The organism is Streptomyces sp. M-16 (assembly GCF_052114405.1).
Lineage (GTDB): Bacteria > Actinomycetota > Actinomycetes > Streptomycetales > Streptomycetaceae > Streptomyces.
On the sequence record NZ_JBFRER010000028.1, the window covers coordinates 19,413 to 45,698 of the forward strand.

Below are 26,286 nucleotides of genomic sequence, written 5' to 3' on the forward strand. Positions count from 1 at the left end.
TGCCGCGCACCGCGCACCGCACTGCGTAACTCTGACACGTTCAGCGTCTGCAAAGTTGAGTCTATTCCACTCAAGGCGAGTTACGTACGCTTCGGCGCATGTCCCATGACGTATTCGATCCGACGCCCGAATACCTCGCCTTCTGGCGGGAACGGCACGTCTGCACCCTGACCACCCCGCGGCCCGACGGCACGCCGCACGTGGTGCCGGTGGGCGTGACGTACGACCCCGAGGCGGGGCTGGCCCGGGTGATCAGCAACAAGCACAGCAAGAAGGTGCGCAACGTCCTGACCGCGCCGGACGGCGCGGCGCGGGTGGCGGTGTGCCAGATGGAGGGCCGCCGCTGGGCCACCCTGGAGGGGCGCGCGGTGGTCCGTACGGACGAGGCGTCGGTCGCCGACGCGGTGGCGCGCTACGCGGAGCGGTACGGGCGGACGCCCTCGCCCAATCCCGACCGGGTGGTCCTGGAGATCACCCTGGACCGGGCGATGGGCCGGGCCTGACGCGGCGGGCCGGGTCCGGCGGGTCCGGCGGGTCCGGGTCCGGCGGGCGTTCTCAGCGGATCCTCATGCGATGGCCCGGTTCAACCACTGGACGCGGACATCACAACGGCGCCATCGTGGTCAGGTCCACGATGGCGCCGTTGTGTGGGGGTAGCACCTGGGGCGATCTGCAACGACGGGGGAATCGCCTCAGGCACTGCGGGGGGTGGCGGTGGTGATATCGGGTTCGAAGAGCTGGTGGTCCCGCTGATCGAGATTGACGAAGACCATGCCGTACCGGACCTCGCAGCGGACGGGCTGCGGTGCGCCCCGGGGGCGGCGCAGACAGCGGTAGGCGCGGACGTCCTCGTCCTCCTCGCGCACGACGACGATGGGCTGGCCGAAGAGGGTGACCATCAGCGAGTCGCCCGCATAGGGGATGGCGGTCGCGAGGTCTATGAACTGCCAGCCGGACCGGTAGGCGGAAGCCATCTCACGTCGGAAGTCGCGGTCGTCGGGGGTCATCAGACGTCCATCGCAGGAAGAGCGGTCCAGCCGGTGTCGAACTTGCCGTTGTCCGCGGCGTCCGCGGGGGTCGCGGTCCAGCCGGTGTCGATGCTGGCGGGGGTCGCGGTCCAGCCGGTGTCGATGTCGGCGGGCCCTGCGGTCCAGCCCGTGTCGAAGCCCGCGGGGGTGGCGGTCCACCCCGTGTCCGACTTGGCTATCGCGCCGCTGGTGGTCCAGCCCGTGTCGCCGGCCAGAGCGCTCCCCACGCCACTTCCGGCAGCACTGACTGTCCCGAACACCGCAACAGCGGAGAAACCAACGGCAAGCGCCGAGCGAAGCATTCTCTTATACATGGTCGGCTTCGTCCTCACTTGATGGAATCCTCTCCCCCGCCTGACAGACGATGGCTCATTCAGGCACGTCAATGCCACAGGGACGATGCATCATGTTCTTGCATGTTCAGGACCCTGGGGGGTGGAGATTTGCCCAATAGTGCGACAAACCCGACACATCCCCACTCCGTCACGGCCCTGTGCCCCGAGGGAACGCGGCTGTATGCGGCGGCGCTCAGCACCGGCCGGATCGCGCGGAGCGAGGTCAAACAGGCTCCCTGCCTGCTTGAATTCGCCCTCCTGCAGCCCGACCCCGATGACGCCAACCAGCTCCGTCCGGTTCCCCCATCCGTTGCACTGGCGCAACGGCTGCATCCGATTGAACGCGAGATCCAGGACCGTCGTCGCACCGCTGTAGATCTCACCGATGCTTTCGAGCCGTTCCTCGCCATCAGCGCGCAGAGCCCCGCGGACACGCACGCCATCACCGTGCTGGAAGGATTCGAACGGATCAACGCGGCGCTGGATCTGGCGACGGCCGAATGTCATACGGAGGTGCTCACCGTCCAGCCGGGCGGCGCCCGGCCCTCCCTGGCCCTCACCCAGGCCCTGGAACGGGACGCTCCGCTGATCGACCGCGGCATCAGCATAAGAACGCTGTACCAGCACACCGCGCGGCACAGCCAGGGCACGCTCGCCTACGTGGACCGGATCTCCGCGGGCAAGGTGGAGATCCGCACGCTGGAGGAGCTGATCGAACGGCTGATCATCTTCGACCGGACCGTGGCCTTCATCCCGGTCAGCGACGACCGCCGGGTGGCGCTGGAGCTGCGCCACCCCGGGCTCGTGGAGTACCTGATCAAGGTCTTCGAGCAGCTGTGGCGGCGCGCCGTCCCGCTCAACGACGAGATCACCTACACGCACACGCCCGACGGGATCTCGGGCGTCCAGCGGTCCATCGCCCAGTTGCTGGTCGAGGGACACGTGGACGAGGCCATCGCGCGCCGGCTCGGAATGAACGTACGGACCTGCCGGGCGCACATCGCCCGGCTGGCCACCGCCCTGGGCAGCGGCAGCAGGGCCCAGCTCGGCTTCCTGATCGCCCAGTCGGGGATCCTGCACACTCAGGGCCCCCCGGACCTTCCGGAGGCGTGAGAAGGCCGTACAGGGGCGCGCACGGGGCCGCTGGGGGCGCGCCCGGCCGCACCGGGGCCGCGGGGGCGCGCACGGCCGCCGGTACGCGAAGGCCCCGCCCGGGAATCCCCGGGCGGGGCCTTCGTACCCGTACGGCGGGCGGTCAGTCCATCGGGCGCTTGGGGCGCCAGACGACCAGGGCGCTGCCCGGCTGCGGCGGCTGGTACGGGACCAGGTCGCGCCGGTACGAGGCGTGCACCTGGGCCTCGCGGGCCTGGAGGGCGGCGGCCGCCCCGTCCACGGCGGTGGACAGCTCGGCGACGCGCTGCTGGAGCGCGGCCACCTGGTTCTCCAGTTCGATGATCCGCTTGATGCCCGCCAGGTTGATGCCCTCGTCCTGGGACAGCTGCTGCACCGTGCGGAGCAGTTCGATGTCCCGGGCGGAGTAGCGCCGGCCGCGGCCGGCCGTCCGGTCCGGGGAGACCAGACCGAGCCGGTCGTACTGCCGCAGGGTCTGCGGATGCAGGCCCGAGAGCTGGGCGGCCACCGAGATCACGTAGACCGGGGTCTCATCGGTGAGCTGGTACGCACCGTTCCCGAGGCGGGGCTGTCGTCGGTGGCCGTCCATGTCATGCTCCCTTCGCGGACTCGAACAGCAGGGCGCGCGGGTCCTCGGAACCGGTCGCGTCGCGGTACATCTCCAGGGCCTCGCGGGCCTTGTCGGACAGCTCCGTCGGAACCGCCACCTCCACCGTGACGAGCAGGTCGCCGCGGGTGCCGTCCTTGCGGACCGCACCCTTGCCGCGGGCCCGCATCGTACGTCCGCCGGGGGTGCCCGGGGGGAGTTTCAGCGTGACCGCCGGGCCGTTCAGCGTGGGCACCTTGATGTCGGCGCCCAGGGCGGCCTCCGTGAAGGTCACCGGGACCGTCACCGTGAGGTTGTCGCCCTTGCGGCCGAACACCGGGTGGCCGTCCACGTGCACCACCACGTAGAGGTCGCCCGCGGGGCCGCCGCGCTCGCCCGGAGCGCCCTTGCCGCGCAGCCGGATCCGCTGGCCGTCGGAGACGCCCGCCGGGATCCGGACCTGCATGGTCCGCGAGCTGCGGGCCCGCCCGCTGCCCTTGCAGACGTCGCAGGGGGTCTCCGCGATCAGGCCGCGGCCCTTGCAGTCCGCGCAGGGATCGGTCAGCGAGAAGCCGCCGCCGCTGCCCCGCGACACCTGGCCGGTGCCGACGCAGGTCGGGCACACCCTGGGGGTGCCGTTCTTGTCGCCGGTGCCGGAACAGGCCTTGCAGGGGGCCTGCGAGGACATCCGCAGCGGGACGGTCGCGCCGTCCACCGCCTCCGTGAAGGAGAGCGTCACCTCGGACTCGACGTCCTGGCCCCGGCGCGGCTGGGTGCGGGTCCCCGCACCCGGGCCGGCGCCGCGGTTGAACAGGCCGCCGAAGACGTCGCCGAGGCCGCCGCCGAAGCCGCCGGCCCCTCCCGCTCCGCCGCCCTGGGCGCCCCCGAAGAGGTCGCCCAGGTCGAAGTTGAAGGAGCCACCGCCGCCGCCCGGACCGGGGCGGAAGCCGCCGTTGCCGAACAGCGCGCGGGCCTCGTCGTACTCCTTGCGCTTCTTGGCGTCCCCGAGGATGTCGTTCGCCTCGGAGATCTCCTTGAAGCGCTCCTCGGCCGAGGCGTCGCCCTTGTTGGCGTCCGGGTGGAACTCGCGCGCGAGCTTCCGGTACGCCTTCTTGATCTCGGCCTCGGTGGCGTCCTTCGGGACACCGAGGACCTTGTAGTAGTCCTTCTCGACGAAGTCCTTCGTGCTCATCCCCGGTGGCCCTCCTCTCGGATCCCTACATGTGGTGCGTCAGCCCTTTTCGGGGGCATCCGTGTCCTTGTCGGACGGCTCGTCGCCCTCCGCGGACTCGGACTTGGCGGCGGGTGCCGCCCCCGGCTGGGGCTCGGCCACCGCGACCCGCGCGGGACGGATCGTACGCTCGCCGATCCGGTACCCCGGCTGGAGGATCGCGACGCAGGTGTCCTCCGTGACGTCCGGCGCGTACGAGTGCATCAGGGCCTCGTGGATCGTCGGGTCGAAGGGCTCGCCCTCCTTGCCGAACTGCTGCAGGCCCATCTTGGCCGCCGCGGTCTCCAGCGACTCGGCCACCGACTTGAAGCCGCCGACCAGTTCGCCGTGCTCGCGCGCCCGGCCGATGTCGTCGAGCGTCGGCAGGAGCTCCGTCAGCAGGGACGCGACCGCGATCTCCTTGACGGCGATCCGGTCCCGCTCCACGCGGCGGCGGTAGTTCTGGTACTCCGCCTGGAGCCGCTGGAGGTCCGCGGTGCGCTCACCCAGAGCGGTACGGGCCTGGTCCAGCTGCGCCAGCAGAGCCACGTCTGCTGCTGCGGAGTCCCCGGCCGGGGCCGCGGCCTCCTCCTTGTCGGAGGAAGCGGCGGCCTTCGGCTCGGCGGCGTCGTCGGACGTGCCGTCGGCGGGGACTTCGGGCTTCTCGTCGAAGCCCGGGGTCTCCTCCGACATCAGGCAGCGCCACCCTTCGGCTTCTCGTCGTCGACGATCTCGGCGTCGACGACGTCGTCGTCGGCCTTGGCCTGGCCCGCGTCACCGGCGGGGGCGCCGGCCTGGGCGGCCTGGGCGTCGGCGTAGATCGCCTGGCCCAGCTTCTGGCTGATCGCGGCGAGCTTCTCGGTCGACGTGCGGATCTCGGCCGCGTCGTCGCCCTTCAGCTTCTCCTTCAGCTCGGTGATGGCCGTCTCGACCTCGCTCTTGACGTCACCGGGGACCTTGTCCGCGTTCTCCGAGAGGAACTTCTCCGTCTGGTAGACGAGCTGCTCACCCTGGTTGCGGGACTCGGCGGCCTCCTTGCGGCGCAGGTCCTCGTCCGCGTACTGCTCCGCCTCCTGGCGCATGCGGTCGACCTCGTCCTTGCCGAGCGAAGAGCCGCCGGTGACGGTCATCTTCTGCTCCTTGCCCGTGCCGAGGTCCTTGGCCGTGACGTGCATGATGCCGTTCGCGTCGATGTCGAAGGAGACCTCGATCTGCGGGACGCCACGCGGGGCCGGCGGCAGGCCGGTCAGCTCGAACATGCCGAGCTTCTTGTTGTACGCCGCGATCTCGCGCTCGCCCTGGTAGACCTGGATCTGCACCGACGGCTGGTTGTCCTCGGCCGTCGTGAAGATCTCGGACCGCTTGGTCGGGATCGTGGTGTTGCGCTCGATGAGCTTGGTCATGATGCCGCCCTTGGTCTCGATGCCGAGGGACAGCGGGGTCACGTCGAGGAGCAGGACGTCCTTGACCTCACCCTTGAGCACACCGGCCTGGAGGGTGGCGCCGATGGCGACGACCTCGTCCGGGTTGACGCCCTTGTTGGCGTCCTGACCGCCGGTGAGCTCCTTGACGAGCTCGGCGACGGCCGGCATGCGGGTGGAGCCGCCGACCAGGACCACGTGGTCGATCTCGGACAGGTTGATGCCCGCGTCCTTGATGACGTTGTGGAACGGGGTCTTGCAGCGGTCGAGCAGGTCCGCGGTGAGCTGCTGGAACTGCGAGCGCGTGAGCTTCTCGTCCAGGTGCAGCGGGCCCTCGGCGGAGGCCGTGATGTACGGCAGGTTGATCGTGGTCTCCGTGGAGGAGGACAGCTCGATCTTCGCCTTCTCGGCGGCCTCGCGCAGACGCTGGAGCGCCATCTTGTCCTTGGACAGGTCGACGCCGTGGCCGTTGGCGAACTGCTTCACCAGGTAGTCGACGACGCGCTGGTCCCAGTCGTCACCACCGAGGTGGTTGTCACCGTTGGTGGCCTTGACCTCGACGACGCCGTCGCCGATCTCCAGGAGCGACACGTCGAAGGTGCCGCCACCGAGGTCGAAGACGAGAATGGTCTGGTCGTCCTTGTCGAGGCCGTAGGCCAGGGCGGCGGCCGTCGGCTCGTTGACGATGCGCAGGACGTTCAGGCCCGCGATCTCGCCGGCCTCCTTCGTCGCCTGGCGCTCGGAGTCGTTGAAGTACGCCGGGACGGTGATGACCGCGTCCGTGACCTTCTCACCCAGGTACGCCTCGGCGTCGCGCTTCAGCTTCTGCAGGATGAAGGCGCTCATCTGCTGCGGGTTGAAGTCCTTGCCATCCAGGTTGATCTTCCAGTCAGTGCCCATGTGGCGCTTGACGGAGCGGATGGTCCGGTCCACGTTCGTGACCGCCTGGCGCTTGGCCACCTCGCCGACGAGGACCTCGCCGTTCTTGGCGAAGGCGACGACGGACGGCGTGGTCCTGGCGCCCTCGGCGTTGGTGATGACGGTGGGCTCGCCGCCTTCGAGAACGCTGACGACGGAGTTAGTGGTGCCCAGGTCGATGCCGACCGCACGTGCCATTTCAATTCCTCCAGCTGACTTGAGTGCAACGGACTCAAGAATGCCGTATCGCCGCGCGGGCGTCAACAGAGGTGAGTCGATGGCGCTCAACCTTTAGGTGCCCCTTACGCTCAAGGAGCCCTTCGGGGCCGCAGACGGCGCCCGCTGGAGCCACCTCGATCCCGGACAACTCAGGCCAGTCCCGGGCGATTCCGGCCCCACCGGGCTTGAGGCGGGGTCCAGGGGCCGGGCGCCCCAGCGGGGCCACACCCGAACGGGTTCGAGCCGCCACGCGCGGCCGCGCGGCGCGCCGGGGCCGCGGCGGCCGTCCGGCACGGTGCTGGCATGCCTTCGCTGCTCACGTTCCCCGCCCGGCCGGGGGCCCGGCCCCGCCCCCGGCTGCCGCGCCGGCCGTGGCCGGCCAGGCCCCCGGCCAAGCGGGTGTTCGACCTCGCCGGCGCACTGGTCCTGCTGGCGGTGTGCGCCGTCCCGGTGCTGCTGGCCGCCGCGCTGCTCTACGCGACCCGGCGCACGGGCGTCCTCGTACGGGACCCGGCCCTCGGCCTCGGCGGGCGGCCCTTCCGCACCTGGCGGCTGCGTACCGAGGACTCGGGACGGGCCGGAGAACTGGTGGACCGCTGCGCCCTGGACGCGCTGCCGCAGCTGCTCAACGTGCTGCGCGGGGAGATGTCGCTGGTGGGGCCGCGGCCCCAGGCGCACGCGAACCGGCCCGACCGGCTCTTCGTGCGGCCCGGAATGACCGGATTGTGGCAGGTCAGCGCACGTTCCGACCTCCCCTGGGAGGAGATGGCCCTGCTCGACCGGCACTATGTGGAGAGCCATTGGCTGGGGATGGATCTCGCGATCCTCGCTCAGACCCCTCGGGCGGCCTACCGACAGAGGCATGCCTGAGCGACACAGATCACCGCTCGCCCACCTACATTGGGGCGCGGGAACTGGGTAACCTCAAGCCTTGACTCAATAAGTTACCGCTTAGTAAGTCCCGCCCGAGGAGCCCTCCCATGCAACTCGCCGCGATCATCGTGTCGCTGGTCCTGACCGTGGTCGGCGTTGCGCTCATCTCCCGAGCCGTCGCGCAGATCTACCGCTTCGTAAAGCTCGGCCAGCCGGTGCCCTCGGGCAGCCGCACCGACGACCCGAAGGCCCGGAGCATCACGCTCGCCAAGGAGTTCGTCGGCCACACCAGGATGAACCGCTGGGGCGTCATCGGCGTCGCCCACTGGTTCGTCGCCGTGGGCTTCCTGACGCTCGGCCTGACGATCGTGACGGCGTACGGCCAGCTCTTCAAGGCCGACTGGGTGCTGCCGATCATCGGCGGCTGGCTCCCCTACGAGCTCTACACCGAGTTCATCGCGCTGTTCACGACCCTCGGCATCGTGACCCTGATCGGGATCCGGCTCGCGAACCTGCCCTCCCGGGCGGGCCGCAAGTCGCGCTTCGCGGGCTCCAAGGCCGGCCAGGCGTACTTCGTCGAGTACGTCATCCTCACCATCGGCCTGGCGATCATGACCCTGCGCGGCCTGGAAGGCGCCATCCACGGCGTCGACCACTACGAAGCCGCGTACTGGGCCTCGTACCCGCTGGTCGCCGCGTTCAACGGGCTCAGCTACGCCGCCCTGCAGAACCTGATCTACCTGACCGCCATGATCAAGCTCGGCACCACCATGGGCTGGGCGATCACGGTCGGCCTCAACACCAACATGGGTGTCGCCTGGCACCGCTTCCTCGCCTTCCCGAACATCTGGTTCAAGCGCAACGCCGACGGCGCCACCGCGCTCGGCGCGCTCCAGCCGATGACGAGCGGCGGCAAGGAGATCGACTTCGAGGAGCCGGGCGAGGACGACGTCTTCGGCGTCTCCCAGGTCGAGCAGTTCTCCTGGAAGGGCATCCTCGACTTCTCCACCTGCACCGAGTGCGGCCGCTGCCAGTCGCAGTGCCCGGCCTGGAACACGGGCAAGCCCCTGTCCCCGAAGCTCCTCATCATGTCCCTGCGCGACCACGCGCACGCCAAGGCCCCGTACCTGCTGGCCGGCGGCGGCAAGGACATGGAGGGCAACGAGAAGGCCACGCCCGAGCAGCTCAAGGACGTCCCCGCCGCCGCCCTGGCCGAGGCCGAGCGGCCCCTCATCGGCACCGCCGAGGAGAACGGCGTCATCGACCCGGACGTGCTGTGGTCCTGCACCACCTGCGGTGCGTGCGTGGAACAGTGCCCGGTCGACATCGAGCACATCGACCACATCGTCGACATGCGCCGCTACCAGGTGATGATCGAGAGCGCGTTCCCGTCGGAGGCGGGCACGATGCTCAAGAACCTGGAGAAGAAGGGCAACCCCTGGGGTCTGGCCAAGAAGCAGCGCGTGGAGTGGACGAAGGAGGTCGACTTCGAGGTCCCGATCATCGGGAAGGACGCGGAGGACCTCTCCGAGTTCGACTACCTCTACTGGGTCGGCTGCGCGGGCGCGCTGGAGGACCGGGCCAAGAAGACCACCAAGGCCTTCGCGGAGCTGCTGAACATCGCGGGCGTCAAGTTCGCGATCATGGGCGGCGACGAGAAGTGCACCGGTGACTCGCCGCGCCGCCTGGGCAACGAGCCGCTGTTCCAGCAGCTGGGCCAGGAGAACGTGGCCATGCTGAACATGGCCTTCGGCGAGGACGACGACGACCCGTCGACGAAGAAGCCGAAGTCGGCGAAGCGGATCGTCTCGACCTGCCCGCACTGCTTCAACACCATCGCGAACGAGTACCCGCAGCTGGGCGGCGAGTACGAGGTCATCCACCACACGCAGCTGCTCCAGCACCTGATCGACGAGGGCCGCCTCACGCCGGTCACCCCGGTCGACGGCCTGATCACCTACCACGACCCCTGCTACCTGGGCCGGCACAACAAGGTCTACACGCCGCCGCGCGAGATCATGTCCGCCGTGCCGGGCCTGCGCCAGCAGGAGATGCACCGCCACAAGGAGCGGGGCTTCTGCTGCGGCGCGGGCGGCGCGCGGATGTGGATGGAAGAGCGCATCGGCAAGCGCATCAACAACGAGCGCGTCGACGAGGCCCTGTCCCTGAACCCGGACATCGTCTCCACCGCGTGCCCGTTCTGCCTGGTCATGCTCACGGACTCGGTGAACGGCAAGAAGAACGACGGCCAGGCCAAGGAATCCGTCCAGGTCGTCGACGTCGCCCAGCTCCTGCTGGAGTCGGTCAAGGCCCCGGAGCCGACGGAGGCCGAACTGGCCGCCGCCGCCGCTGCGCAGGCCGAGGAGGAGGCCGCCGCGGCCAAGGCCGAGGCGGAAGCGAAGGCCAAGGCCGACGCGGAGGCCGCCGCGGCCAAGGCGAAGGCGGAGGCGGAGGCTGCCGCGAAGGCGAAGGCCGAGGCGGAAGCGAAGGCCAAGGCCGAGGCGGAAGCGGAAGCGGAAGCCGAGGCCGCTGCGGCGAAGACGGCAGCTGACGCCGACGCCGAGCCCGAGGCTGAGCCGGCCGCCGAGGCCGACGCTCCGGCCGCCGAGGCCGAAGCCGAGACGAAGGCCGACGCTCCCGCCGCCGAGGCCGAAGCCGAGACGAAGGCCGAAGCCGACGCGGACGCCGACAAGGCGGAGGCTCCGGCCGAAACCGAAGCCGATGCTCCGGCCAAGGACGAGGCCAAGCCCGAGGACGAGGCCAAGCCCGAGGCAAAGAACGACGAAGCCAAGCCCGAGGCCAAGGACGACGAGGTCAAGGACGAGGCCGCGGGCGCCAAGTAGGCCCCGGCACCGCACGCGAACGGCCGGTCCCCCACCAGGGGGACCGGCCGTCGCCGTGTACGGACCAGCCGCGCCCGAGCATCGCGAAGCCCAGCCCGGCCGCGCCCACCGCGGCCATGCCTCCGCCCGCGGCCGGCAGCACCGGGGTGTCGGACTTCGGAGCGGGGTCGACCCCCTCCGCCCCGGCCTTCACTCCGCCCGTGGGGACGCGACCCGGACCGGCGCCTCGGCGGTCACGAACCTACGGGCCCAATATCTACGCATTCCGTAGCCGACGTAATGAACCCCCGCAAACCTCGACGCAGCCATGTAAACTCCCCGACCCCGGTACCCCTAGGGGATGTCACAGGTCAGCCGCAAAGGCCACGGGTTCCGACGGCCCGGCCACGGCCGCCGCGCGGAGCAGGTACTTTCGATCACGTGGCTGGATTCAGGATCGGACGGGGCCGGGACAACAACCGCCCCCCGCAACAACCCCCGCACGCCCCTCGGCAGCAGCCGTACGGACAGCAGCAGGCGCCACGAGCGCCGCAGCCGCCGTACGGCCACCAGCCGTACCCGAACGCCGGCCCGCCCCCGCAGCAGCACTGGCCGCAGCAGGGCGGCTCGGGGGGCCACGACGAGCCCGAGTACTTCGACCCGTACGGCCGCCCGCAGCACGCGCAGCAGCCGCCGCACGGCCAGTACGCGGCCCCGCACGAGCCCTCGTACGCGAACGACCCGGGTCACACCCAGGCCTTCTCCGTCGGCGAGGACCCGTACGGCAACGGCGCGACCTACCAGGCGGGCGTCGCCCCGGCCGCCCCCGCCGGACCGCGGCTGCCATGGAAGGAACTGCTGCGCGGCATCGTCCTGCGCCCGGGGCCGACCTTCTTCCAGATGCGCGACTACGCCGTCTGGGGCCCGGCACTGACCGTCACCTTCCTCTACGGCCTGCTCGCGGTCTTCGGCTTCGACAAGGCCCGTGAGGACGCGATCAAGGCGACCCTCGCCCAGGCGATCCCGATCGCCCTCAGCACCGGCGTGGCCTTCGTCATCTGCGGGCTGATCCTGGGCGGGGTCACCCACACCCTGGCCCGCCAGCTGGGCGGCGACGGCGCGTGGCAGCCGACGGTCGGCCTGTCGATGCTGGTCATGTCCCTCACGGACGCGCCGCGCCTGCTGTTCGCGATCTTCCTGGGCGGCGACAACATGCTCGTCCAGATCCTCGGCTGGGCCACCTGGGTGGCCGCCGGCGCCCTCTTCACCTCACTGATCAGCAAGTCGCACGACCTGCCCTGGCAGAAGGCGCTCGGCGCCTCCGCCATCCAGCTGGTTGCCCTGCTGTCGATCATCAAGCTGGGCACCCTCTAGACCCGGGTACGCGAGAGGGGCCCGGCGCGCCGCGCGCCGGGCCCCTCTCGTCGTTCACGCGCCGTCGTTCACGCGTCGAGGACCTGGCCCTCGCGCTTGACCACGGGCGGCTCGACCGACCACGGGAAGTTGATCCACTCGTCGGTCTTCTTCCACACGTACTCGCACTTCACGAGGGAGTGCGACTTCTCGTAGATGACCGCGGACCGCACCTCGGCGACGTGGCCGAGGCAGAAGTCGTGGACCAGCTTGAGCGTCTTGCCGGTGTCGGCGACGTCGTCGGCGATCAGCACCTTCTTGTCGGTGAAGTCGATCGCCTCGGGCACCGGCGCCAGCATGACCGGCATTTCGAGGGTCGTGCCCACTCCGGTGTAGAACTCCACGTTGACGAGGTGGATGTTCTTGCAGTCCAGCGCGTACGCCAGACCGCCGGCCACGAACACCCCGCCGCGGGCGATGCTGAGGATGATGTCCGGCTCGTAGCCGTCGTCGGCGATGGTCTGCGCCAGCTCGCGGACGGCGTTGCCGAACCCCTCGTAGGTCAGGTTCTCCCGGACTGCGCTCATGCCTCGTGCCTCACCTGGGTGCGGTGGAAGTTCTGGAAGGACCGCGAGGCGGTCGGGCCGCGCTGCCCCTGGTACCTGGACCCGTACCGCTCGCTGCCGTACGGGAACTCCGCGGGCGAGCTGAGGCGGAACATGCACAGCTGCCCGATCTTCATGCCCGGCCAGAGCTTGATCGGCAGGGTGGCGAGGTTCGACAGCTCCAGGGTCACGTGACCCGAGAACCCGGGGTCGATGAACCCGGCGGTCGAATGCGTCACCAGACCCAGACGGCCCAGGCTGGACTTCCCCTCCAGCCTGGAGGCGATGTCCTCGGGCAGCGAGATGACCTCGTACGTCGAGGCGAGCACGAACTCGCCCGGATGCAGGATGAAGGCCTCGTCCCCGTCGGGCTCGACCATGCGCGTCAGGTCGGCCTGCTCGATCGCGGGGTCGATGTGCGCGTAGCGGTGGTTCTCGAACACCCGGAAGAACCGGTCGAGACGCACGTCGATGCTGGAGGGCTGCACCATCGACTCGTCGAAGGGGTCAATGCGAACCCGTCCGCTGTCGATCTCGGCCCGGATGTCTTTGTCGGAGAGAAGCACGTCCCGAGGATACGCAGAGCGCGCGGGCCACCCCCAATCGGAGCGACACCCGCGCGCCTGCCTCTGCCCGGCCTGCCGGCCCGCCCGCCTAGCGCTTGACGCCGCCCACGGGCACCGCGTGCCGCAGCCGCGCGCACCGTGGACAGCGCAGCAGCCGCCCGGGACCGATCCGGCCGGCACCGAGGTGCTGCAACGGGAACGAGGCGGTACTGAAAACATGCCCTTCGGCACAACGGACGACTGTGTGCTCCATCGAGTCCCTTTCCCCAACGAGCCGTACTGCGATGAATCGCCACATTAGGGGATGATCGGGACCCGCTCCAGCCGCCGCTCCGCCCCCTCACGCTACGCCCCAACTCCCGCACGCACGAACCCTGCTGCACCGCTTGGGGGGGGCGCCGCACCACGGGGGAATTCACCGCGGGTCGATCATGGGGTACAGTGTGCAACGGTAAGGCTCCAGGCAACTGGACCACCGCGCGGATGTAGTTTAATGGTAGAACATGAGCTTCCCAAGCTTATAGCGCGGGTTCGATTCCCGTCATCCGCTCCACGACAAAGCCCCAGGTCAGCGACCTGGGGCTTTGTCATTGCCTAGACCTCTCCAGCCCCGCAGTGCCCTCCGCGTGCCATAACTGCCGTAACGGGGCGTCAGATTGCTGCGAGCCGAACCCCAGAGGAGCCGGCATCATCGATGGCAACGAGATCCGAATCCGGCGGCCGGCCGCAAAGACCGGGACGGGTKCCACCGAGCTCGTGATCGTTCGCTGCTACGACCACCGCTTGATGGGGCAGTCGGGCCGTCGGCCTCCTACCTGTGCAAACCTCCCACCTCGGAGAACCGGGAGATTCCATCGCGATACCGACGAATTCGCACGCGCGATCGAGATTAGGGTGTCCCTCAGCCGCTAAGGGGGATTTCGTGGACGTAGACATCAAGACGCACTATGTGCGGCAAAGTGCAGGGGGCGCTCGCACGGTCGCCGAAGGGGCACTGGATAACCTTCGCAAGTCACTCGATTCGAGCGACACGGCAGCCGACGGCCACCACGGCTGGGCCTCCGCCGCGGCGTTGAAGCGGTGCGCGGCCGCGTGGGAGGACCACATGGTCGACCTGGGGAAGCAGATGAACACCATGGCCGACAACCTCCACACCACGGCCAACGCCTACGACACCACGGACGCCCAGGCGAGGGACGCCTTCGGGAGGCTCCAGCACGGCCTCGCCGATTTCGGGAGGAACTGACCCGTGGTCGCGTATCACGACCTGTACGACTGCCGCGTGGACCAGTGGCAGAAGGCTGCGGACGACTGGGTCGACCTCGCCCGGCGCTCCTCTTCCGCCTGCGAGGACATCCGCGCGCAGGGCAAGAAGCCGCTCGACGACCACTGGGCGGACGCCACCGGCAAGACGGCCGGCAAGCGCCTGGAGGACCTCGCCAACCGTCTGGAGTCCGGCGGCGACATCATGAAGGGCGTAGCCATGGTCCTCGACGCACTGGCCCATTCCATGGGCTTCGCCCAGCGCACCCTTTTCCACGCGGTCGAGCTGGCGAGCGAGCACGGGCTGAGCATCCAGGACGGCCGCGCCGAGGGTGCGTACACGGGCGCCGCCCCAGTCGGCCCGAACGTCCCGCAGAACGTGCGCGACGCCTACACCAAGGAACTGGGGCACATATCCGAGGTCAACGGGCTGATAGGGGAAGCCCTGCGCGAGGCCTCCCAGGCGGACGCGAAGGCCTCCACCGAACTGGACAGACTGGCAACGACCATCGGCGTCGCCGACACCTCGCAGGCGCACAACGAGATCCTGGTCGAGGCGTCCCATGTCGAATTCGACTTGCTCAGGGCGGACATCCCGGTCGGGAAGGACCCGCACCTCGTCCGCGCCTGGTGGGACGGCCTGACGCCGCAGCAGCAGAAGGACCTCATGCGGGCCGATCCCGTGACCATTGCCGACCTCAAGGGCCTGCCGCCCGAGGTCGGGCACGAGCTCCGCGGACCCGACGGCAAGATCGACCGGGTCGAGATGGTGCGGTACGCGCTCGACCACTGGGACAAGCTGGACGATCTTGAGTTCAAGAACAACTGCGCCAATTTCACCTCGTCGGCTCTTGAGGCCGGAGGGATGCAGAAGAAGTTCGACTTCTGGATGGGGCCACGCGGGGACAACACCTGGGGACGTGAGAGCGGCCTGGGGGTGGACTGGATCGACCAGCGGGCATACCACTCCCGTTCGTGGTCGCAGGCCAAAGGCCTGCATGGCTTCCTCCTGCGCAACGGCGGCGAGGAAGTCGCGAGATCGGAAGCACGCCCTGGCGACGTGATCTTCTACGAGCAGGTCGCTCCCGACCCGGACGAGCCGCAGGGCGAGATCTACCACGCTGCCGTGGTGACCTCGGTGACCCCTGATGGCGACGTCAAGTTGACTCAGCACACCAGCTCGTTCCAGAACGTGAGTCTGGACAGCCGCGAGCATGTTGCCACCAGGAACCACGGCGAGCAGCGCATCCACATCGTCCGACCGCACCCGAATTGGTACTGATGGAAACCTCCTCCTCAGCCGCGTTGTCCGGCGCCGCGCAGGACCGCACGATCACGCCAGGCATGGTGATCACGGCACTGCTCGTTCCGGTCGTGGCCGTTCTCGGTGTGGTCACCTCCTTGCGCGTCCAGGACATCGACAGTGACTGGATACACCGGCAGCAGGCGGCCTGTCGGCACATGCCTTTCCCGAACATGGAATACGTCGTCGCGTGGTCGGGACCGATCCTCGGCGTGGCGGCCATGGCCGTCTGCGCACTGCTCGCCCGGTGGATCCGCCGCCGCTGCGGCATGCGGCTCTGGGACACGTGGCCGGGGCTCTTGGCCTTCGTCTGCGCCATGCTCAACATACTGGCGATTCTGCTGGAGCTGTTCATGCTGTGGGCCACGTACACCCCCGACGGGTCGGGGCCGATCCTGGGCGACTGCGGGTAAGAAACGGGGATTTCACAAGCCGTGGAGCGTGCCCGGCTGGTTCGTGGCGCATCTGGGTGCCTCCATGGCAGGGCCGTGCCACAACGTGCCAGTAGGGGCGGTAAACAACGGCCGACAAGGGGTTCGCCGAGACAGTCAGAACAGGGCCACCGGTTGACATTTCCGCAGGTCAGGCGCCATGGCCGGGGTCAAGTGCCGCGTGATTCCCAAGCTTATAGCGCGGGTTCGATTCCCGTCATCCGCTCTTGAACGACGGCCCAGGTCAGCGACCTGGGCCTTCTTCGTGTCTAGACCTCTCGGCACTCACCCTGCCCTCCGCGTGCCATAACCGCCCTCACGGTGCGTCAGGTTGGGGGCCGAGGCACCTCACACGGCGCGGTGAGGTGTGTACGCAACAGGTCCAGGAACACGGTGGCTGCGGGGCTGGAAGGGCCGTCCGTCCGCCAGGCCAGGGCGACCCGCCCGCGTAGCCGCGGCTCGGTGATCTCCAGCGTCCGCAGCCCGAAGGCCGCCGCAGCACCGGCGGGGAGGGCCGGAATCACCGCCACGCCGAGACCGCGGGCGGCGAGCTGTGCGAGGAACAGCGGAGCGGCCGCCTCGAAGGCGATGCGGGGCTGGAACCCCGCCTGCGCGCACGCGCGGTCGAGTACCCCGCGCAGCCCTGTGCCACAGGGCAGGCTGATCAGCGGGCGATCGCGGAGCTCGGCCAAAGGAATGCCCGCGCGATCCGGGGGCGTGAGGGCGGGGTCGTCCGGGGCGACGGCTGCTACCAGGGGTTCGTCGACCAGGATCTGGAGGGAGATGCCCGGTGGGGTTTCCTCGTGAGCGAGTCCGATCACTGCGATGTCGAGTTCCCCGCGATTCAGTGCGGTGAGCATCCGCTCCGAGGTGTCCTCGGTCAGGGCAATCTCGACCTGGGGGTGGTCCTCGTGGAAGCCGGCCAGTACGGCGGCCAAGTCGAACTCGTGGGCTGCCGCAGCTGCGCCCGAGACGAGGCCGAGGGTGACGTGACCGCGCAGCAATCCGGTGAACTCGTCAGCGGTCTGCCGGACCGCTTCGACGGCGGTGAGCGCGGCCCGCGCGTACGGCAGTACGGCCTCGCCCACCTCCGTCAGGGTCACCGACCGGCCGGAGCGGTCGAGCAGCGGATGCCCGAGTTCCTTTTCGAGCTGGCGGACTTGGGCACTCACCCCCGGCTGCGCCAGGTGCAGACGGTCGGCGGCGCGGGTGAAGTTCGCTTCCTCCGCGACCGTGACGAAGTACCGCAGCTGCCGAATGTCCATAACTGATCATTCTAGTTGCGAGACGTGCAAAGTCTTGGACTTATGGCGGGGCTGCCGAGAGCCTTGAGGCCATGGGCAACACGAAGCAGCGGAGACCAGTGGCGGACATCAAAGCCGCGATCGCAGCCGAACGCCGGGAGCTGGCAGCCGTGCTGGACGGCTTGTCCGCCGAGGCGTGGGACGCTCCGAGCCTGTGCGGGGGTTGGAGGGTACGGGAGGTCGCGGCCCACATGACGATGGGGTTCCGGTACTCGCTCCCCAAGATGGCGCGGGAACTGATCAACGCGCGAGGCAGCCTCCACCGGATGACCGACCGATGTGCCCGCAAGGACGCGGACGCCCATTCGACGCGTGAGCTCGCCGCATTCCTCGGTGACAACGCGGACCACCCCTGGAAGCCGCCGGTCGGCGGGCTCGCGGCGGCCCTGGGCCACGACGTGATCCACGGCCTGGACATCACGGTCGCCCTGGGACTCGACCGCCGCGTGCCCGAAGACCGCGTGCGCATCCTCCTGGAGAGCGTCGACGCCAGGACCCTCAAGTTCTTCGGAGCCGACCTGGGAGGCATCGAACTCCGCGCTACCGACCTCGACTGGTCCTTCGGTACCGGGACGCCCCTGACCGGCGCCGCACAGGACCTCCTCCTGCTCGCATACGGCCGACGGCTCCCACCGGGACACCTCCACGGCGAACCGCGCGACCGCTTCGTCGCCGCGCGGGGGTGACGAACATGCGCATCCGACTCCTCCAGGGGCTCGCCCTGCTCGCCACCGGTCTCCTCGCCGGCGCATTCGGCTACGGCGCGGCCAACCTCGTCCCCACCTTCAACGCGGTACCGCTCGACATGCGGCTGTCGTTCCACGCCGAACTGATGAAGATGAACGGCATCACCATGCAGGCCGCGATGGCCGCGTCGACGCTGAGCTCCCTCGCTCTCGCGACCCTGACACGCGGCCGCGCCCGGCTGATCGCGGGTTCGGCAGGTCTGCTGACCCTCACGTCCTTCCTGATCACCCGGCTCGGCAACGTACCGATCAACGGCCGGATCAAGGAATGGGCGCGCACCACGGCACCGGCCGATCACGCAGAGATCCTGCGGCGCTGGGAGCTCTTCAACAACCTGCGCACGCTCACCGCCCTCACCGCGTTCGCGCTGCTGATCGTCCTCGCTCTGTGGCAACCGCCGGGCGGCCGGAAGCAGCCGCAGACCACGTCGGCCTGAAGACGATCAGGACGCGACGCGGCTGGGGGAGTCGATGGCCCAGGAGACGTCGATGGCCCAGGAGACAGGGCGGCGCCTTCACGACGTCCTTCAGCACGTCCGGGAACTGGCTGACCGGGATCCACAGCCCGCCCAGCGAGGACAGGCCAGCACAGTGGACATACGGCCCGCCCCCTTTGGCCCGCGCTTGAGTTTTCCACAGCGCATTCGGGACGCTGAAGCACAGCAGCGGCTCCGACAAGACGAGGCAGGCCGCATGTCAACCGCCTGGGACCCTCCATCCGGCGCTCCCCCCCATGCCGCAGCCCGCCAGCACCCCCGAAGGTCTGCGCGCCGCCCTCGCCCTCCTGGCCCCCGAGACGCTGGCGACCTTCGACGCAGAGCGTGCCGTCGCCCTCCAGCAGGCCCGGGAGCAGGTCAGCGCCGCGCCGCTTCGTCGGCCAATGGGCCGTCTACGTCGCCGTCGAACGCCACCCGGAGCGCGCCGCACGCCTCCACGCACTCGAAGCAGGCGCCACCCAGGCCGGCGATCTCTCCGAGGCCCGCGCCATCGCCGCCGAGATCGGCCACATCATCGACGTCGCATGCGCCGAAGCCGGAATCGAGCCCGGAGCGGGCGCCAGGTGAGCGACGAGGAGCTGTGGCGCTGGGAGTACGACCCCGATGCCGAACGCGTCATCTCCGGCCTGCCCCAGCACGTCATCCACGAAGTCGAGCGGCTCTCCGGCGAACTGGTCGCCCTGGCGCCGAGGTCGGCGTCGACATCTGCGACATCGGCGCCGGGCCCAGCCACGGCGGCCCCGGCGGGCTGCGCCGCATCCCACTGCTCGGCCGGACGTGGTCCTGATGGGCGCCCGGATGCCCGTCATGGACGGCATCGAGGCCGCCCGGCGGATCTGCGCCTCCCCGGACACCGCCGGCGCACGCCCTCCGGCGGCGGCCCCGAAGCGCGCTGAACGCTGCGGCTCACGCGCCTCTTACGAAAGGCCGTTCGACAGGCCCAGCCGCGCGCTCCCGCTGTGACCACGCAACAGATCCGCACAGACGTGCGACACATTCGCCTTCCTGACGTTGCGTCACTCTTGCAGACCCTTTTTCCCGATTTAGTGTCTATTGCTGTGAAATATGCGTCAATACTGCTGGGTGACGGCACGTCACTACCTCTGGCAGGGAGTCGCTCTGCCGTCCCCCGCTCGGGGTGAGCCTGCGTGTCGGCGCAGGTGGGGAGCTTGCAGCCCTGAGCAGTCACCGTCGCGGGCGCTCGGAATCCTCCTCGGGGAGGACTGAGGATCAAGCAACAAGAAAGGTCCTGCTATGGCATTGGATGTCATCCGGTCGGCTCCACCCGACACAAGCCCTCAACGCAGTCTGCTCAAACGGGGAGCCTTCGCCCTGCTCCCCGCAGCGCTCCTGGCGTCGGCCGCCCTGGTCCCGAGCCTCGCTCACGCCGCGGAATCCACCGTGGGGCTGGGGACCGCCACCAGTTACGCGGTTCTGGCCGGTTCGACGATCACCAACACGAACCCCACCATCATCAACGGCGACCTGGGGCTCTATCCGGGGACATCGGTGACCGGCTTCCCGCCCGGCATCGTCAACGGGGTGCAGCGCGTGTCCCCCAACGCCGCTGCCGGCCAGGCGAAGTCCGACCTCGTCGTCGCCTACGACGACGCGGCAGGACGGGGACCCGGGACCGTGCTCGCTGCGGCCGAGATCGGCGGACTGACGCTGGCGCCCGGCGTCTACACCGCCCCGTCGTTCGTGCAACTCACCGGGACGGTCACGCTCGACGGCCAGAACGACCCCAACTCCGTCTTCATCTTCCGGATCCCCTCCACCCTGACCACGGCTCCGGCGAGTGTCGTGGCCTTCATCAACGGGGCAAGTGCCTGCAACGTGTTCTGGCAGGTGGGCAGCTCCGCCACCATCGACACGACCACCCAGTTCAAGGGCAACATCCTGGCCCTGCAGTCCATCACGCTGAACAACAGCGCCGTGATCCTGGGCCGTGCCCTGGCGCGCAATGGCGCGGTCACGATGGACAACAACACCATTACGAGGCCGGACTGCGCCGTTGGTCCGCCCGGACCGAGCGGACCTCCCGGACCCAGTGGACCTCCCGGACCGACCGGCAGCCCCGGCCCGACCGGTGCACCCGGACCGACCGGCAGCCCCGGCCCGACCGGTGCCCCCGGCCCGACCGGCAGCCCCGGCGCACCTGGTGCCCCCGGCAGCCCCGGCGCWCCYGGCCCGACCGGCAGCCCCGGTGCGCCCGGCGCCCCCGGCCCGACCGGACCCGCAGGACCCACAGGACCTGTCGGACCCACCGGACCCGCCGGACCCAAGGGGCCTCGCGGAGACAAGGGCGAGAAGGGGCACCACGACCACGACAAGGACGAACACGGCGACCACGACAAGGACGAGCACGGCGACCACGACCACGACCAGGACGAGGGCGAGAACGGTCAGGGCGACCACGACGAGGGCAAGCCGCCTTGGGCCAACTTCCTTCCGAACGGCCAAGCCGAGGACCCCGGCCACGCGAGTCCCGGGCACGCGGCCAAGAGCGTCAACTTCGCCCACGTGAGCGCCGCCACCAGCCAGCAGCCGGCCGGTGCCGGATCAAGCAGCGGGACCGGCATCACGGCCGCCTCCGCGGCAGCGCTGGCATTCGTCGGAGGCTCGGTCATCTTCACCAGGAGGAGGATGCGGCGAGGTACGACAACGCGACAGGAGTAGCCCGTCGCAGGCGTGACCGCCTCACGCCCCTGACCGATCGGTGTCGGGCACTCGGCCCGATCGTCGAACGCTCCGCCCTCCCGTCACCGATGGCTGCGCACGCATCGGCGGCAGGGGCTGGAGCTCGATCAAGCGCGTAGGACGTCACGTCCGCCGTTCGGCGGCTGAGCCCCTGGACACACCGTCCAGGGGCTCAGTGGTGCTTGCGAGCGGTCAATTCGGATTCACGGACGCGCCGGCCGGCGATGTCGTGGCTCCGGTCGGCCAAAGGCGGGTCATTCCGGGCCTGCGTAGGATTCGATGGCTTCGTCGATGAGATGCCGGGTGCTGTCCGGGCTCAGCGCCCGGGCCTGCAAGTGCGCATACATATCGCGGTAGAGCCGCACGTCGGAACGTTTCTCCAGATAGACGTCGCTGGTGAACCTTTCCAGATACACCACGCTCATATCGGCGGCGTCGGCGAACTCCAGCAGCGAGAACTGTCCCGAGACGCCCGGGTGCGCGCCCGCACGATGGGGGAGAACCTGCATGGTGATGTGCGGCCGGGCACCGAGGCGGGTCAGATGGTCCAGCTGCTCGCGCATGACCTCGCGGCTGCCCACGACGCGCCGCAGCGCCGATTCGTCCAGGACGGCCCATAGACGCAGCGGGTCGCGCGGGGCTCCCAGCCGGTCCTGGCGCCGCAGCCTCACCTGGAGGCGTGCGCCGGCCTGTTCGGCCGTGACATGAGGGATCGTTCCTGCGATGACCGCCCGGGCATAGGCGGGAGTCTGCAGCAGGCCGGGGATCACCAACGGCTCGTAGAGCCGGATCGAGGCCGCCTCGGCCTCCAGGCCGATGTAGGGGCCGTACGGGATGTCGCCGTAGGAATTCCACCAGCCCTGCTGACCCGACTCCCGGGACAACTGCATCAGGTGATCGACGCACCGCTGATCCTGAACTCCGTACAACCCGCAGAGATCGCGCACATCGCGCGGCTTGGCGAGGCGGCGGCCATTCTCCAGCAGACTGATCTTAGGCTGGGAGATCAGCAGGCGTTCCGCCACCTGCTGTGTCGTCATACCGCTGATCTCCCGGAGCCGACGTAGCTCCGACCCCAGTCGGCGCCTGCTGACGGTGGGATTGACCGTGCCACTCACAGGATGCGCACCTCCGCTCGAAAAACCTTGCACAGGCGAGCAGATTGCCACGGCCCGGTCGGCTTGATCCGCTTTTACGCCGTGTCGTCAACGGTGACAACCGCCGGGCGAAGAGCGGCCTCTCCTATTGCCCCCACCCGACCGGCCACATTTTCCGGTTCGCATAACAAGAATCGAAATATCCTCACACCCGACACCCCATCCGCGTGAATTACGGATTGCCAGCGAATTCCTGTCCGGAGCGCCGAACCGGTATAAATTTCTGCGCAATATGCCAGGCTCCGGAGGGATCGCCACGGACAGGACGGAGTGCCTCGCTCCGCGGTCGCCGTCATGCGGACCTGCGACGTGCGTGGCAGCGTGATCCGAGAGGAGTCCATACCCCCACGCATCAAGAGGAGCGCCGTCATGGACGGTACGCAGGACAACCGTCAGGAGCCGGGCAAGGGCACGGGCCGCGAGGCTCAGGAGCACCATCGCCCCGGAGACCCCGCGCAGCCCCGACCGGGCAGGCAGTCCCGTGAACAGGAAGGGAAGCCCGGGCAGAAGGAGGGCTCGCGCCGCCGCGAGGACGACCTGCTGCGCGAAGAGGACCTGCACGACGAGGGGCTCTGACCGGCGCACCGCACGCCCGGGGCGGCCGCCGTGACGCCGGGTCAGCCCGGCGGATCGGCGGCACCCTCCCCGGGTTCGGGTGTGGTGGCGACGAGGAGCTGGGCGGCCTGCGTGATGTTGTCGGCGCGGACGGCGCGGGCCATGGCCTCCCGTGCGGCGTCGGCGGTGGTGTCCGGGGGAACCACCAGCAGGGCGAAGTGGTCGTTGTGGCCGCGGGTGACGAGGACGGTGTCGTCGCCGACCGGGTCGGAGTCGAGGTGCACGACCTGGTCGTCGACGACCAGGCGGGTGGGGACCCCGTCCCAGGCGGAGGCGTCCACGCCCACGCGGGTGATCGGGCCGAGATGCCCGGTCAGCACTCTGATCAGCGCCGGCAGCTCGGTTCCGATGTCGCGGGTGCGCGGCCACCAAGCGCCGTCGAGGAGCCCCTCCCGGGACCTCGTGGTCTCCAGCCGGAGCACGGCCGCGCCGGGCCGGACCGCACGGTGGATCGCATCCGGCAGGAGCAGTGGGGGTGTACGGGGGCTGTCTGAGTCAGCCATGTGGGTTCACCCGTCTACGGGGACCTGTGGTCCCTTCACACTACGCCCACCGCCCACACCACCGCCCGCCGGAAAATACCTGGTCAGAACGGCCAAACCCAGCCGAACAGGCGTACAGTGAAAGCACCGGGAGTACTTCGCACACCGGCTTTCACGCAGGTGTCGTTTCCGGCGATCGCCTAAAGACCGGACTGCCGACGGGCAGTCCGGGGGCAGGTCCGCATCATGACCACCACCCTCGACCGGACCGCGCCCCGCGACCTCGCCGCAGTCCCGGCCCGCTTGTCCCTCACCCCGAAGACCACGCTCGCCGGCCAGCTGGACGGGGCCTGGTGGCCCTACTCCCGCGACCTCGAAGCCGAGCTCCCGCCGCTCGCCGCCGCCCTGGAGGAACCCTGGGGCCGCGTCACCCGCGTCACCGTGAATCCCACCCGCTGGCCCGTCGTACCGCACGCGGTGCCCATGGACGGGCGGGTGCTGCACGTGGGCTGGTTCACCGAACAGGACCCCGACAGGCTGATCCTGCTCTCCTACACCGTCGGCCGCTGGGACCTCCTGGTCATCCCGCCCGAGACCGCACCCGCGGCCGCGGCCCGCCTGATGGCCGCCGCGGCGATCCCGGGCAGCGTCCTCACCCCGAGCGTGCTCATGGCCAACGAAGCCGTCATCGGGCGCGGCGTCCGCGATGCCGTGCGCCGGGAAGCCGCCTGGGAGGACGAGGGCGGGGCCTGCATGTCCCCGTTCGGGGACGCGATGGGACGAAGCTCCCTCCCGCCGTCCGCGAACGGCTGGAGGTGAGCTCCGTGGAGACCATCGTCCTCATCGCGGCGATCATCCTCGCGATCGGCATCGGAATGCGCCTGATCCACCTGCTCAACGCGCAGCACGACGCACGGATCGCGGCCCACCGGTTCAGCGACCCCCTGCCGAAACCTCCGGGCCTGCCGGACGACTCCGGTCATCGAGCCCACCACGGAGATGCCGGTCGGTGAGGAACGGACCTTCCTCCGGACCTTCCTCCGGACAGGGTCGACGGGCGGGACGCCACGGCACACGCAACCGCCGACGCACGCGAAAGGACGCGGTCATGGCCACTCTGCGCGAACGCAAGACCTACCGCGAACAGGTGCTCCGGGTCCTGTACGAAGCCGTCGAGGGCAACCGCCTCCTCGGCATCACCGGAGCGCAGCTGCGGCACGACCTGCGCATACCGGAACAGGACCTGGCCGCAGCGTGCACCTACCTGGCGGGCGAAGGCCTGATCACCGTCGACTGGGAACCGGGCAACACCCCCGCGATGGTCACCCTCACCCACGAGGGGATCCGGCGCATGGAAGCCGAGGAGGAAGAGGCGGTCTAGCGCAGGGGCGGTCTGGCGCAGGGGCGGTCTGGCGCAGGGGCGGTCTAGACGCGGGCGAACTCCGTGGTCTGCTCGGCGAATTCCTGGGCCATGGCGGCGCTGACCGTGGGCCTGGTCCCGCGGATCGTGCGCAGGTAGTCCTCGGTGGTGGGGCGGGCCCGGGTTCCGGTGTCGATGGTGCGCTCGAACTGGACCTGTGAGACGGTGCGCGCCACATGGGCGATGTCGGCGGGGGTGAACCCCTCGCTGGCGGACGCCAGCGCCGTGCTGTCGGCCTGCGCGCCCGCTCTGGTCAGGTAGCTCTCCCACAGCGCGGTCCTCGCCCGGTCGTCGGGCGGGCCGATCGGCAGCACGTAGTCGAACCGGCCGTGCCGCAGGAACGCGGAGTCGAGGGTGGTCACGTCGTTCGTGGCGCAGACGAGCAGCCGCCCGTCCTGGCCCCGGAACCGGACGATCGCCTTGAGCAGTTCGTTGACGACACCGACCGCGGTCGCGTCCGCACCGCTGCGGGTCCCCGCGATCTCCTCGACCTCGTCGATGAAGACCAGGACGTGGTCGAGCCGGGCGATCTCGTCGAAGCGCCGGTTCAGCCCACTGGCCAGCCCGTACTCGGCGGCCAGCCGGGCGGGGAACAGTTCGAGGAACGGCCATCCCAGACGGCTGGCGATCGCGTGCGCGAACGTGCTCTTCCCCGTCCCGGGCGGCCCGAACAGCATCACCGCCCGCGGCAGCTCCACTCCGTGCCGGGCGGCCATTTCGGGATGGGCCAGGGGCAGGACCAGGCGCCGCTCGATGAGCTCCTTCTCCCTCTGCATGCCCGCGACCTTCTGCCACAGTCCCCCGGGCGGCAGCTCCGCTCCGAGCGACGCGAGCATGCTGACCGCCTGCGGGGTCACCCGTCCGCGCTTCTCGAAGAAGACCAGACCCGGCCGGGCGTCGAAGCCGCAGTTGTGCAGGGCGGTGGCACCGGTCTCGCCGTCGGGCAGGGCCGCGTGCACCGTTCGGACGCCGCCGGCGAACAGCCGGTGCTCCAGGGCCGTGATCAGGTCGCTGCCCAGCCCCCGGTGCCGCCAGTCGGGCGCCATGCAGATGCGCAGGATCCACGACCGGTCGCCCTCCACCCTGCTCACCGCGGCGCCGACCACCACCTCGTCCGCGGTGGCCACCACCGCCGGATGGAGGGCCTGGAGGGCCGCCACCGCGTCCGACAGCGGGAAGAGGGGTGGCTCCTCGGCCGTACTGCTCTCCGCGTCGACCCGGATCACCGCTTCGAGATCGTCCGGGGTGTAGTCCCTGACATGCCAACCCGTCATGGTCAGCTCCGCGTGCTCGGCCGTACT

Annotated in this window: 28 protein-coding genes and 1 tRNA gene; 17 read left to right on the top strand and 12 right to left on the bottom strand. The window is 69.7% G+C overall.

What is annotated here, in order from left to right:
* Positions 1 to 98: 98 nt before the first annotated feature.
* The gene (locus tag AB4039_RS15235) at positions 99 to 503 is read left to right on the top strand and encodes a pyridoxamine 5'-phosphate oxidase family protein (protein ID WP_266840066.1); all 405 of its coding nucleotides are present in this window, start codon (positions 99 to 101) and stop codon (positions 501 to 503) included.
* A gap of 189 nt (positions 504 to 692) precedes the next feature.
* Here the strand turns inward: AB4039_RS15235 and AB4039_RS15240 are convergent, their stop codons facing one another.
* Together AB4039_RS15240 and AB4039_RS15245 are read right to left on the bottom strand one after the other, a co-directional pair.
* On the bottom strand, positions 693 to 1,007 hold the full coding sequence (locus AB4039_RS15240; protein ID WP_030228709.1) for a hypothetical protein: 315 nt from the start codon (positions 1,005 to 1,007) through the stop codon (positions 693 to 695).
* Positions 1,007 to 1,255, bottom strand: a complete 249-nt coding sequence (locus AB4039_RS15245) for a hypothetical protein (RefSeq protein WP_266840067.1) — start codon at positions 1,253 to 1,255, stop codon at positions 1,007 to 1,009. Before AB4039_RS15245 ends, AB4039_RS15240 begins: the two co-directional genes overlap by 1 nt.
* 189 nt (positions 1,256 to 1,444) lie before the next feature.
* Here AB4039_RS15245 and AB4039_RS15250 point away from each other — a divergent pair, with 189 nt between their 5' ends.
* Positions 1,445 to 2,476, top strand: a complete 1,032-nt coding sequence (locus tag AB4039_RS15250; protein WP_266840068.1) for a helix-turn-helix transcriptional regulator — start codon at positions 1,445 to 1,447, stop codon at positions 2,474 to 2,476.
* Positions 2,477 to 2,618: 142 nt separating this feature from the next.
* Here the strand turns inward: AB4039_RS15250 and AB4039_RS15255 are convergent, their stop codons facing one another.
* Genes AB4039_RS15255 through dnaK form a run of 4 tightly spaced genes read right to left on the bottom strand, consistent with a single transcriptional unit; the run spans position 2,619 to position 6,827 of the window.
* Complete coding sequence (locus AB4039_RS15255; protein ID WP_442270951.1) at positions 2,619 to 3,083, bottom strand: heat shock protein transcriptional repressor HspR; 465 nt, start codon at positions 3,081 to 3,083, stop codon at positions 2,619 to 2,621.
* A 1-nt stretch (position 3,084) separates the two neighbouring features.
* Complete coding sequence (gene dnaJ / locus AB4039_RS15260; RefSeq protein ID WP_266840070.1) at positions 3,085 to 4,272, bottom strand: molecular chaperone DnaJ; 1,188 nt, start codon at positions 4,270 to 4,272, stop codon at positions 3,085 to 3,087.
* Positions 4,273 to 4,311: 39 nt separating this feature from the next.
* Positions 4,312 to 4,983, bottom strand: a complete 672-nt coding sequence (gene grpE, locus AB4039_RS15265) for a nucleotide exchange factor GrpE (protein ID WP_356210992.1) — start codon at positions 4,981 to 4,983, stop codon at positions 4,312 to 4,314.
* Positions 4,983 to 6,827, bottom strand: a complete 1,845-nt coding sequence (gene dnaK, locus AB4039_RS15270) for a molecular chaperone DnaK (RefSeq protein WP_442270952.1) — start codon at positions 6,825 to 6,827, stop codon at positions 4,983 to 4,985. The genes grpE and dnaK overlap by 1 nt, the downstream gene beginning before the upstream one ends.
* Positions 6,828 to 7,151: 324 nt before the next feature.
* Between dnaK and AB4039_RS15275 the strand changes: the two genes are divergently transcribed.
* The 3 genes from AB4039_RS15275 (at position 7,152) to AB4039_RS15285 (ending at position 11,917) form a co-directional block, all read left to right on the top strand.
* Complete coding sequence (locus tag AB4039_RS15275) at positions 7,152 to 7,718, top strand: sugar transferase (protein ID WP_442270953.1); 567 nt, start codon at positions 7,152 to 7,154, stop codon at positions 7,716 to 7,718.
* A 110-nt stretch (positions 7,719 to 7,828) separates the two neighbouring features.
* Complete coding sequence (locus AB4039_RS15280; RefSeq protein ID WP_442270954.1) at positions 7,829 to 10,564, top strand: (Fe-S)-binding protein; 2,736 nt, start codon at positions 7,829 to 7,831, stop codon at positions 10,562 to 10,564.
* A gap of 420 nt (positions 10,565 to 10,984) precedes the next feature.
* On the top strand, positions 10,985 to 11,917 hold the full coding sequence (locus AB4039_RS15285) for a YIP1 family protein (RefSeq protein WP_266840076.1): 933 nt from the start codon (positions 10,985 to 10,987) through the stop codon (positions 11,915 to 11,917).
* A 68-nt stretch (positions 11,918 to 11,985) separates the two neighbouring features.
* Here AB4039_RS15285 and AB4039_RS15290 read toward each other — a convergent pair whose 3' ends face one another.
* Together AB4039_RS15290 and dcd are read right to left on the bottom strand one after the other, a co-directional pair.
* Positions 11,986 to 12,483, bottom strand: a complete 498-nt coding sequence (locus tag AB4039_RS15290) for a phosphoribosyltransferase (protein ID WP_030228732.1) — start codon at positions 12,481 to 12,483, stop codon at positions 11,986 to 11,988.
* Positions 12,480 to 13,067 carry a dCTP deaminase gene (gene dcd / locus AB4039_RS15295; protein WP_249766703.1) on the bottom strand — a complete coding sequence of 196 codons (588 nt, stop codon included), beginning with the start codon at positions 13,065 to 13,067 and terminating at the stop codon, positions 12,480 to 12,482. Before dcd ends, AB4039_RS15290 begins: the two co-directional genes overlap by 4 nt.
* Before the next feature lie 479 nt (positions 13,068 to 13,546).
* On the opposite strand from dcd, the gene AB4039_RS15300 reads away from it, so the two are divergent.
* From AB4039_RS15300 to AB4039_RS15315, 4 genes are all read left to right on the top strand, one after another.
* Positions 13,547 to 13,620: transfer RNA gene (locus AB4039_RS15300), tRNA-Gly, on the top strand.
* A 369-nt stretch (positions 13,621 to 13,989) separates the two neighbouring features.
* Entirely contained in the window at positions 13,990 to 14,313 is a 324-nt protein-coding gene (locus AB4039_RS15305) for a type VII secretion target (protein ID WP_266840077.1), read from the top strand.
* A 3-nt stretch (positions 14,314 to 14,316) separates the two neighbouring features.
* Complete coding sequence (locus AB4039_RS15310) at positions 14,317 to 15,612, top strand: amidase domain-containing protein (RefSeq protein ID WP_442270955.1); 1,296 nt, start codon at positions 14,317 to 14,319, stop codon at positions 15,610 to 15,612.
* A complete protein-coding gene (locus AB4039_RS15315; RefSeq protein ID WP_442270956.1) occupies positions 15,612 to 16,046 on the top strand; it encodes a hypothetical protein in 435 nt (144 codons plus the stop codon). The genes AB4039_RS15310 and AB4039_RS15315 overlap by 1 nt, the downstream gene beginning before the upstream one ends.
* 344 nt (positions 16,047 to 16,390) lie before the next feature.
* On the opposite strand, the gene AB4039_RS15320 is transcribed toward AB4039_RS15315, so the two are convergent.
* Positions 16,391 to 17,329, bottom strand: coding sequence for a LysR family transcriptional regulator (locus tag AB4039_RS15320; protein ID WP_266840081.1), 939 nt, complete (start codon positions 17,327 to 17,329; stop codon positions 16,391 to 16,393).
* A 71-nt stretch (positions 17,330 to 17,400) separates the two neighbouring features.
* On the opposite strand from AB4039_RS15320, the gene AB4039_RS15325 reads away from it, so the two are divergent.
* From AB4039_RS15325 to AB4039_RS15340, 4 genes are all read left to right on the top strand, one after another.
* Positions 17,401 to 18,054, top strand: a complete 654-nt coding sequence (locus AB4039_RS15325) for a maleylpyruvate isomerase family mycothiol-dependent enzyme (RefSeq protein WP_266840082.1) — start codon at positions 17,401 to 17,403, stop codon at positions 18,052 to 18,054.
* A 5-nt stretch (positions 18,055 to 18,059) separates the two neighbouring features.
* Positions 18,060 to 18,551: an anthrone oxygenase family protein gene (locus tag AB4039_RS15330; protein WP_442270957.1), complete on the top strand. Its 492-nt coding sequence runs from the start codon at positions 18,060 to 18,062 to the stop codon at positions 18,549 to 18,551.
* A 384-nt stretch (positions 18,552 to 18,935) separates the two neighbouring features.
* The gene (locus tag AB4039_RS15335; protein WP_442270958.1) at positions 18,936 to 19,178 is read left to right on the top strand and encodes a hypothetical protein; all 243 of its coding nucleotides are present in this window, start codon (positions 18,936 to 18,938) and stop codon (positions 19,176 to 19,178) included.
* Between the two features lie 834 nt (positions 19,179 to 20,012).
* Complete coding sequence (locus AB4039_RS15340; RefSeq protein WP_442270959.1) at positions 20,013 to 21,290, top strand: ice-binding family protein; 1,278 nt, start codon at positions 20,013 to 20,015, stop codon at positions 21,288 to 21,290.
* 275 nt (positions 21,291 to 21,565) lie between these two features.
* On the opposite strand, the gene AB4039_RS15345 is transcribed toward AB4039_RS15340, so the two are convergent.
* On the bottom strand, positions 21,566 to 22,429 hold the full coding sequence (locus tag AB4039_RS15345; protein ID WP_442270960.1) for a helix-turn-helix domain-containing protein: 864 nt from the start codon (positions 22,427 to 22,429) through the stop codon (positions 21,566 to 21,568).
* Between the two features lie 408 nt (positions 22,430 to 22,837).
* Between AB4039_RS15345 and AB4039_RS15350 the strand changes: the two genes are divergently transcribed.
* The gene (locus AB4039_RS15350) at positions 22,838 to 23,044 is read left to right on the top strand and encodes a hypothetical protein (RefSeq protein ID WP_266840087.1); all 207 of its coding nucleotides are present in this window, start codon (positions 22,838 to 22,840) and stop codon (positions 23,042 to 23,044) included.
* Positions 23,045 to 23,085: 41 nt separating this feature from the next.
* Here AB4039_RS15350 and AB4039_RS15355 read toward each other — a convergent pair whose 3' ends face one another.
* On the bottom strand, positions 23,086 to 23,586 hold the full coding sequence (locus AB4039_RS15355; RefSeq protein ID WP_266840088.1) for a DUF5994 family protein: 501 nt from the start codon (positions 23,584 to 23,586) through the stop codon (positions 23,086 to 23,088).
* A 225-nt stretch (positions 23,587 to 23,811) separates the two neighbouring features.
* Between AB4039_RS15355 and AB4039_RS15360 the strand changes: the two genes are divergently transcribed.
* From AB4039_RS15360 to AB4039_RS15370, 3 genes are all read left to right on the top strand, one after another.
* Positions 23,812 to 24,384 carry a DUF5994 family protein gene (locus AB4039_RS15360; RefSeq protein ID WP_442270961.1) on the top strand — a complete coding sequence of 191 codons (573 nt, stop codon included), beginning with the start codon at positions 23,812 to 23,814 and terminating at the stop codon, positions 24,382 to 24,384.
* A 5-nt stretch (positions 24,385 to 24,389) separates the two neighbouring features.
* Positions 24,390 to 24,578: a hypothetical protein gene (locus AB4039_RS15365; protein ID WP_266840092.1), complete on the top strand. Its 189-nt coding sequence runs from the start codon at positions 24,390 to 24,392 to the stop codon at positions 24,576 to 24,578.
* A gap of 95 nt (positions 24,579 to 24,673) precedes the next feature.
* Positions 24,674 to 24,946: a hypothetical protein gene (locus AB4039_RS15370; protein ID WP_266840094.1), complete on the top strand. Its 273-nt coding sequence runs from the start codon at positions 24,674 to 24,676 to the stop codon at positions 24,944 to 24,946.
* A 44-nt stretch (positions 24,947 to 24,990) separates the two neighbouring features.
* Here the strand turns inward: AB4039_RS15370 and AB4039_RS15375 are convergent, their stop codons facing one another.
* Positions 24,991 to 26,259, bottom strand: coding sequence for a bifunctional GNAT family N-acetyltransferase/ATP-binding protein (locus AB4039_RS15375; RefSeq protein WP_266840095.1), 1,269 nt, complete (start codon positions 26,257 to 26,259; stop codon positions 24,991 to 24,993).
* Positions 26,260 to 26,286 lie beyond the last annotated feature (27 nt).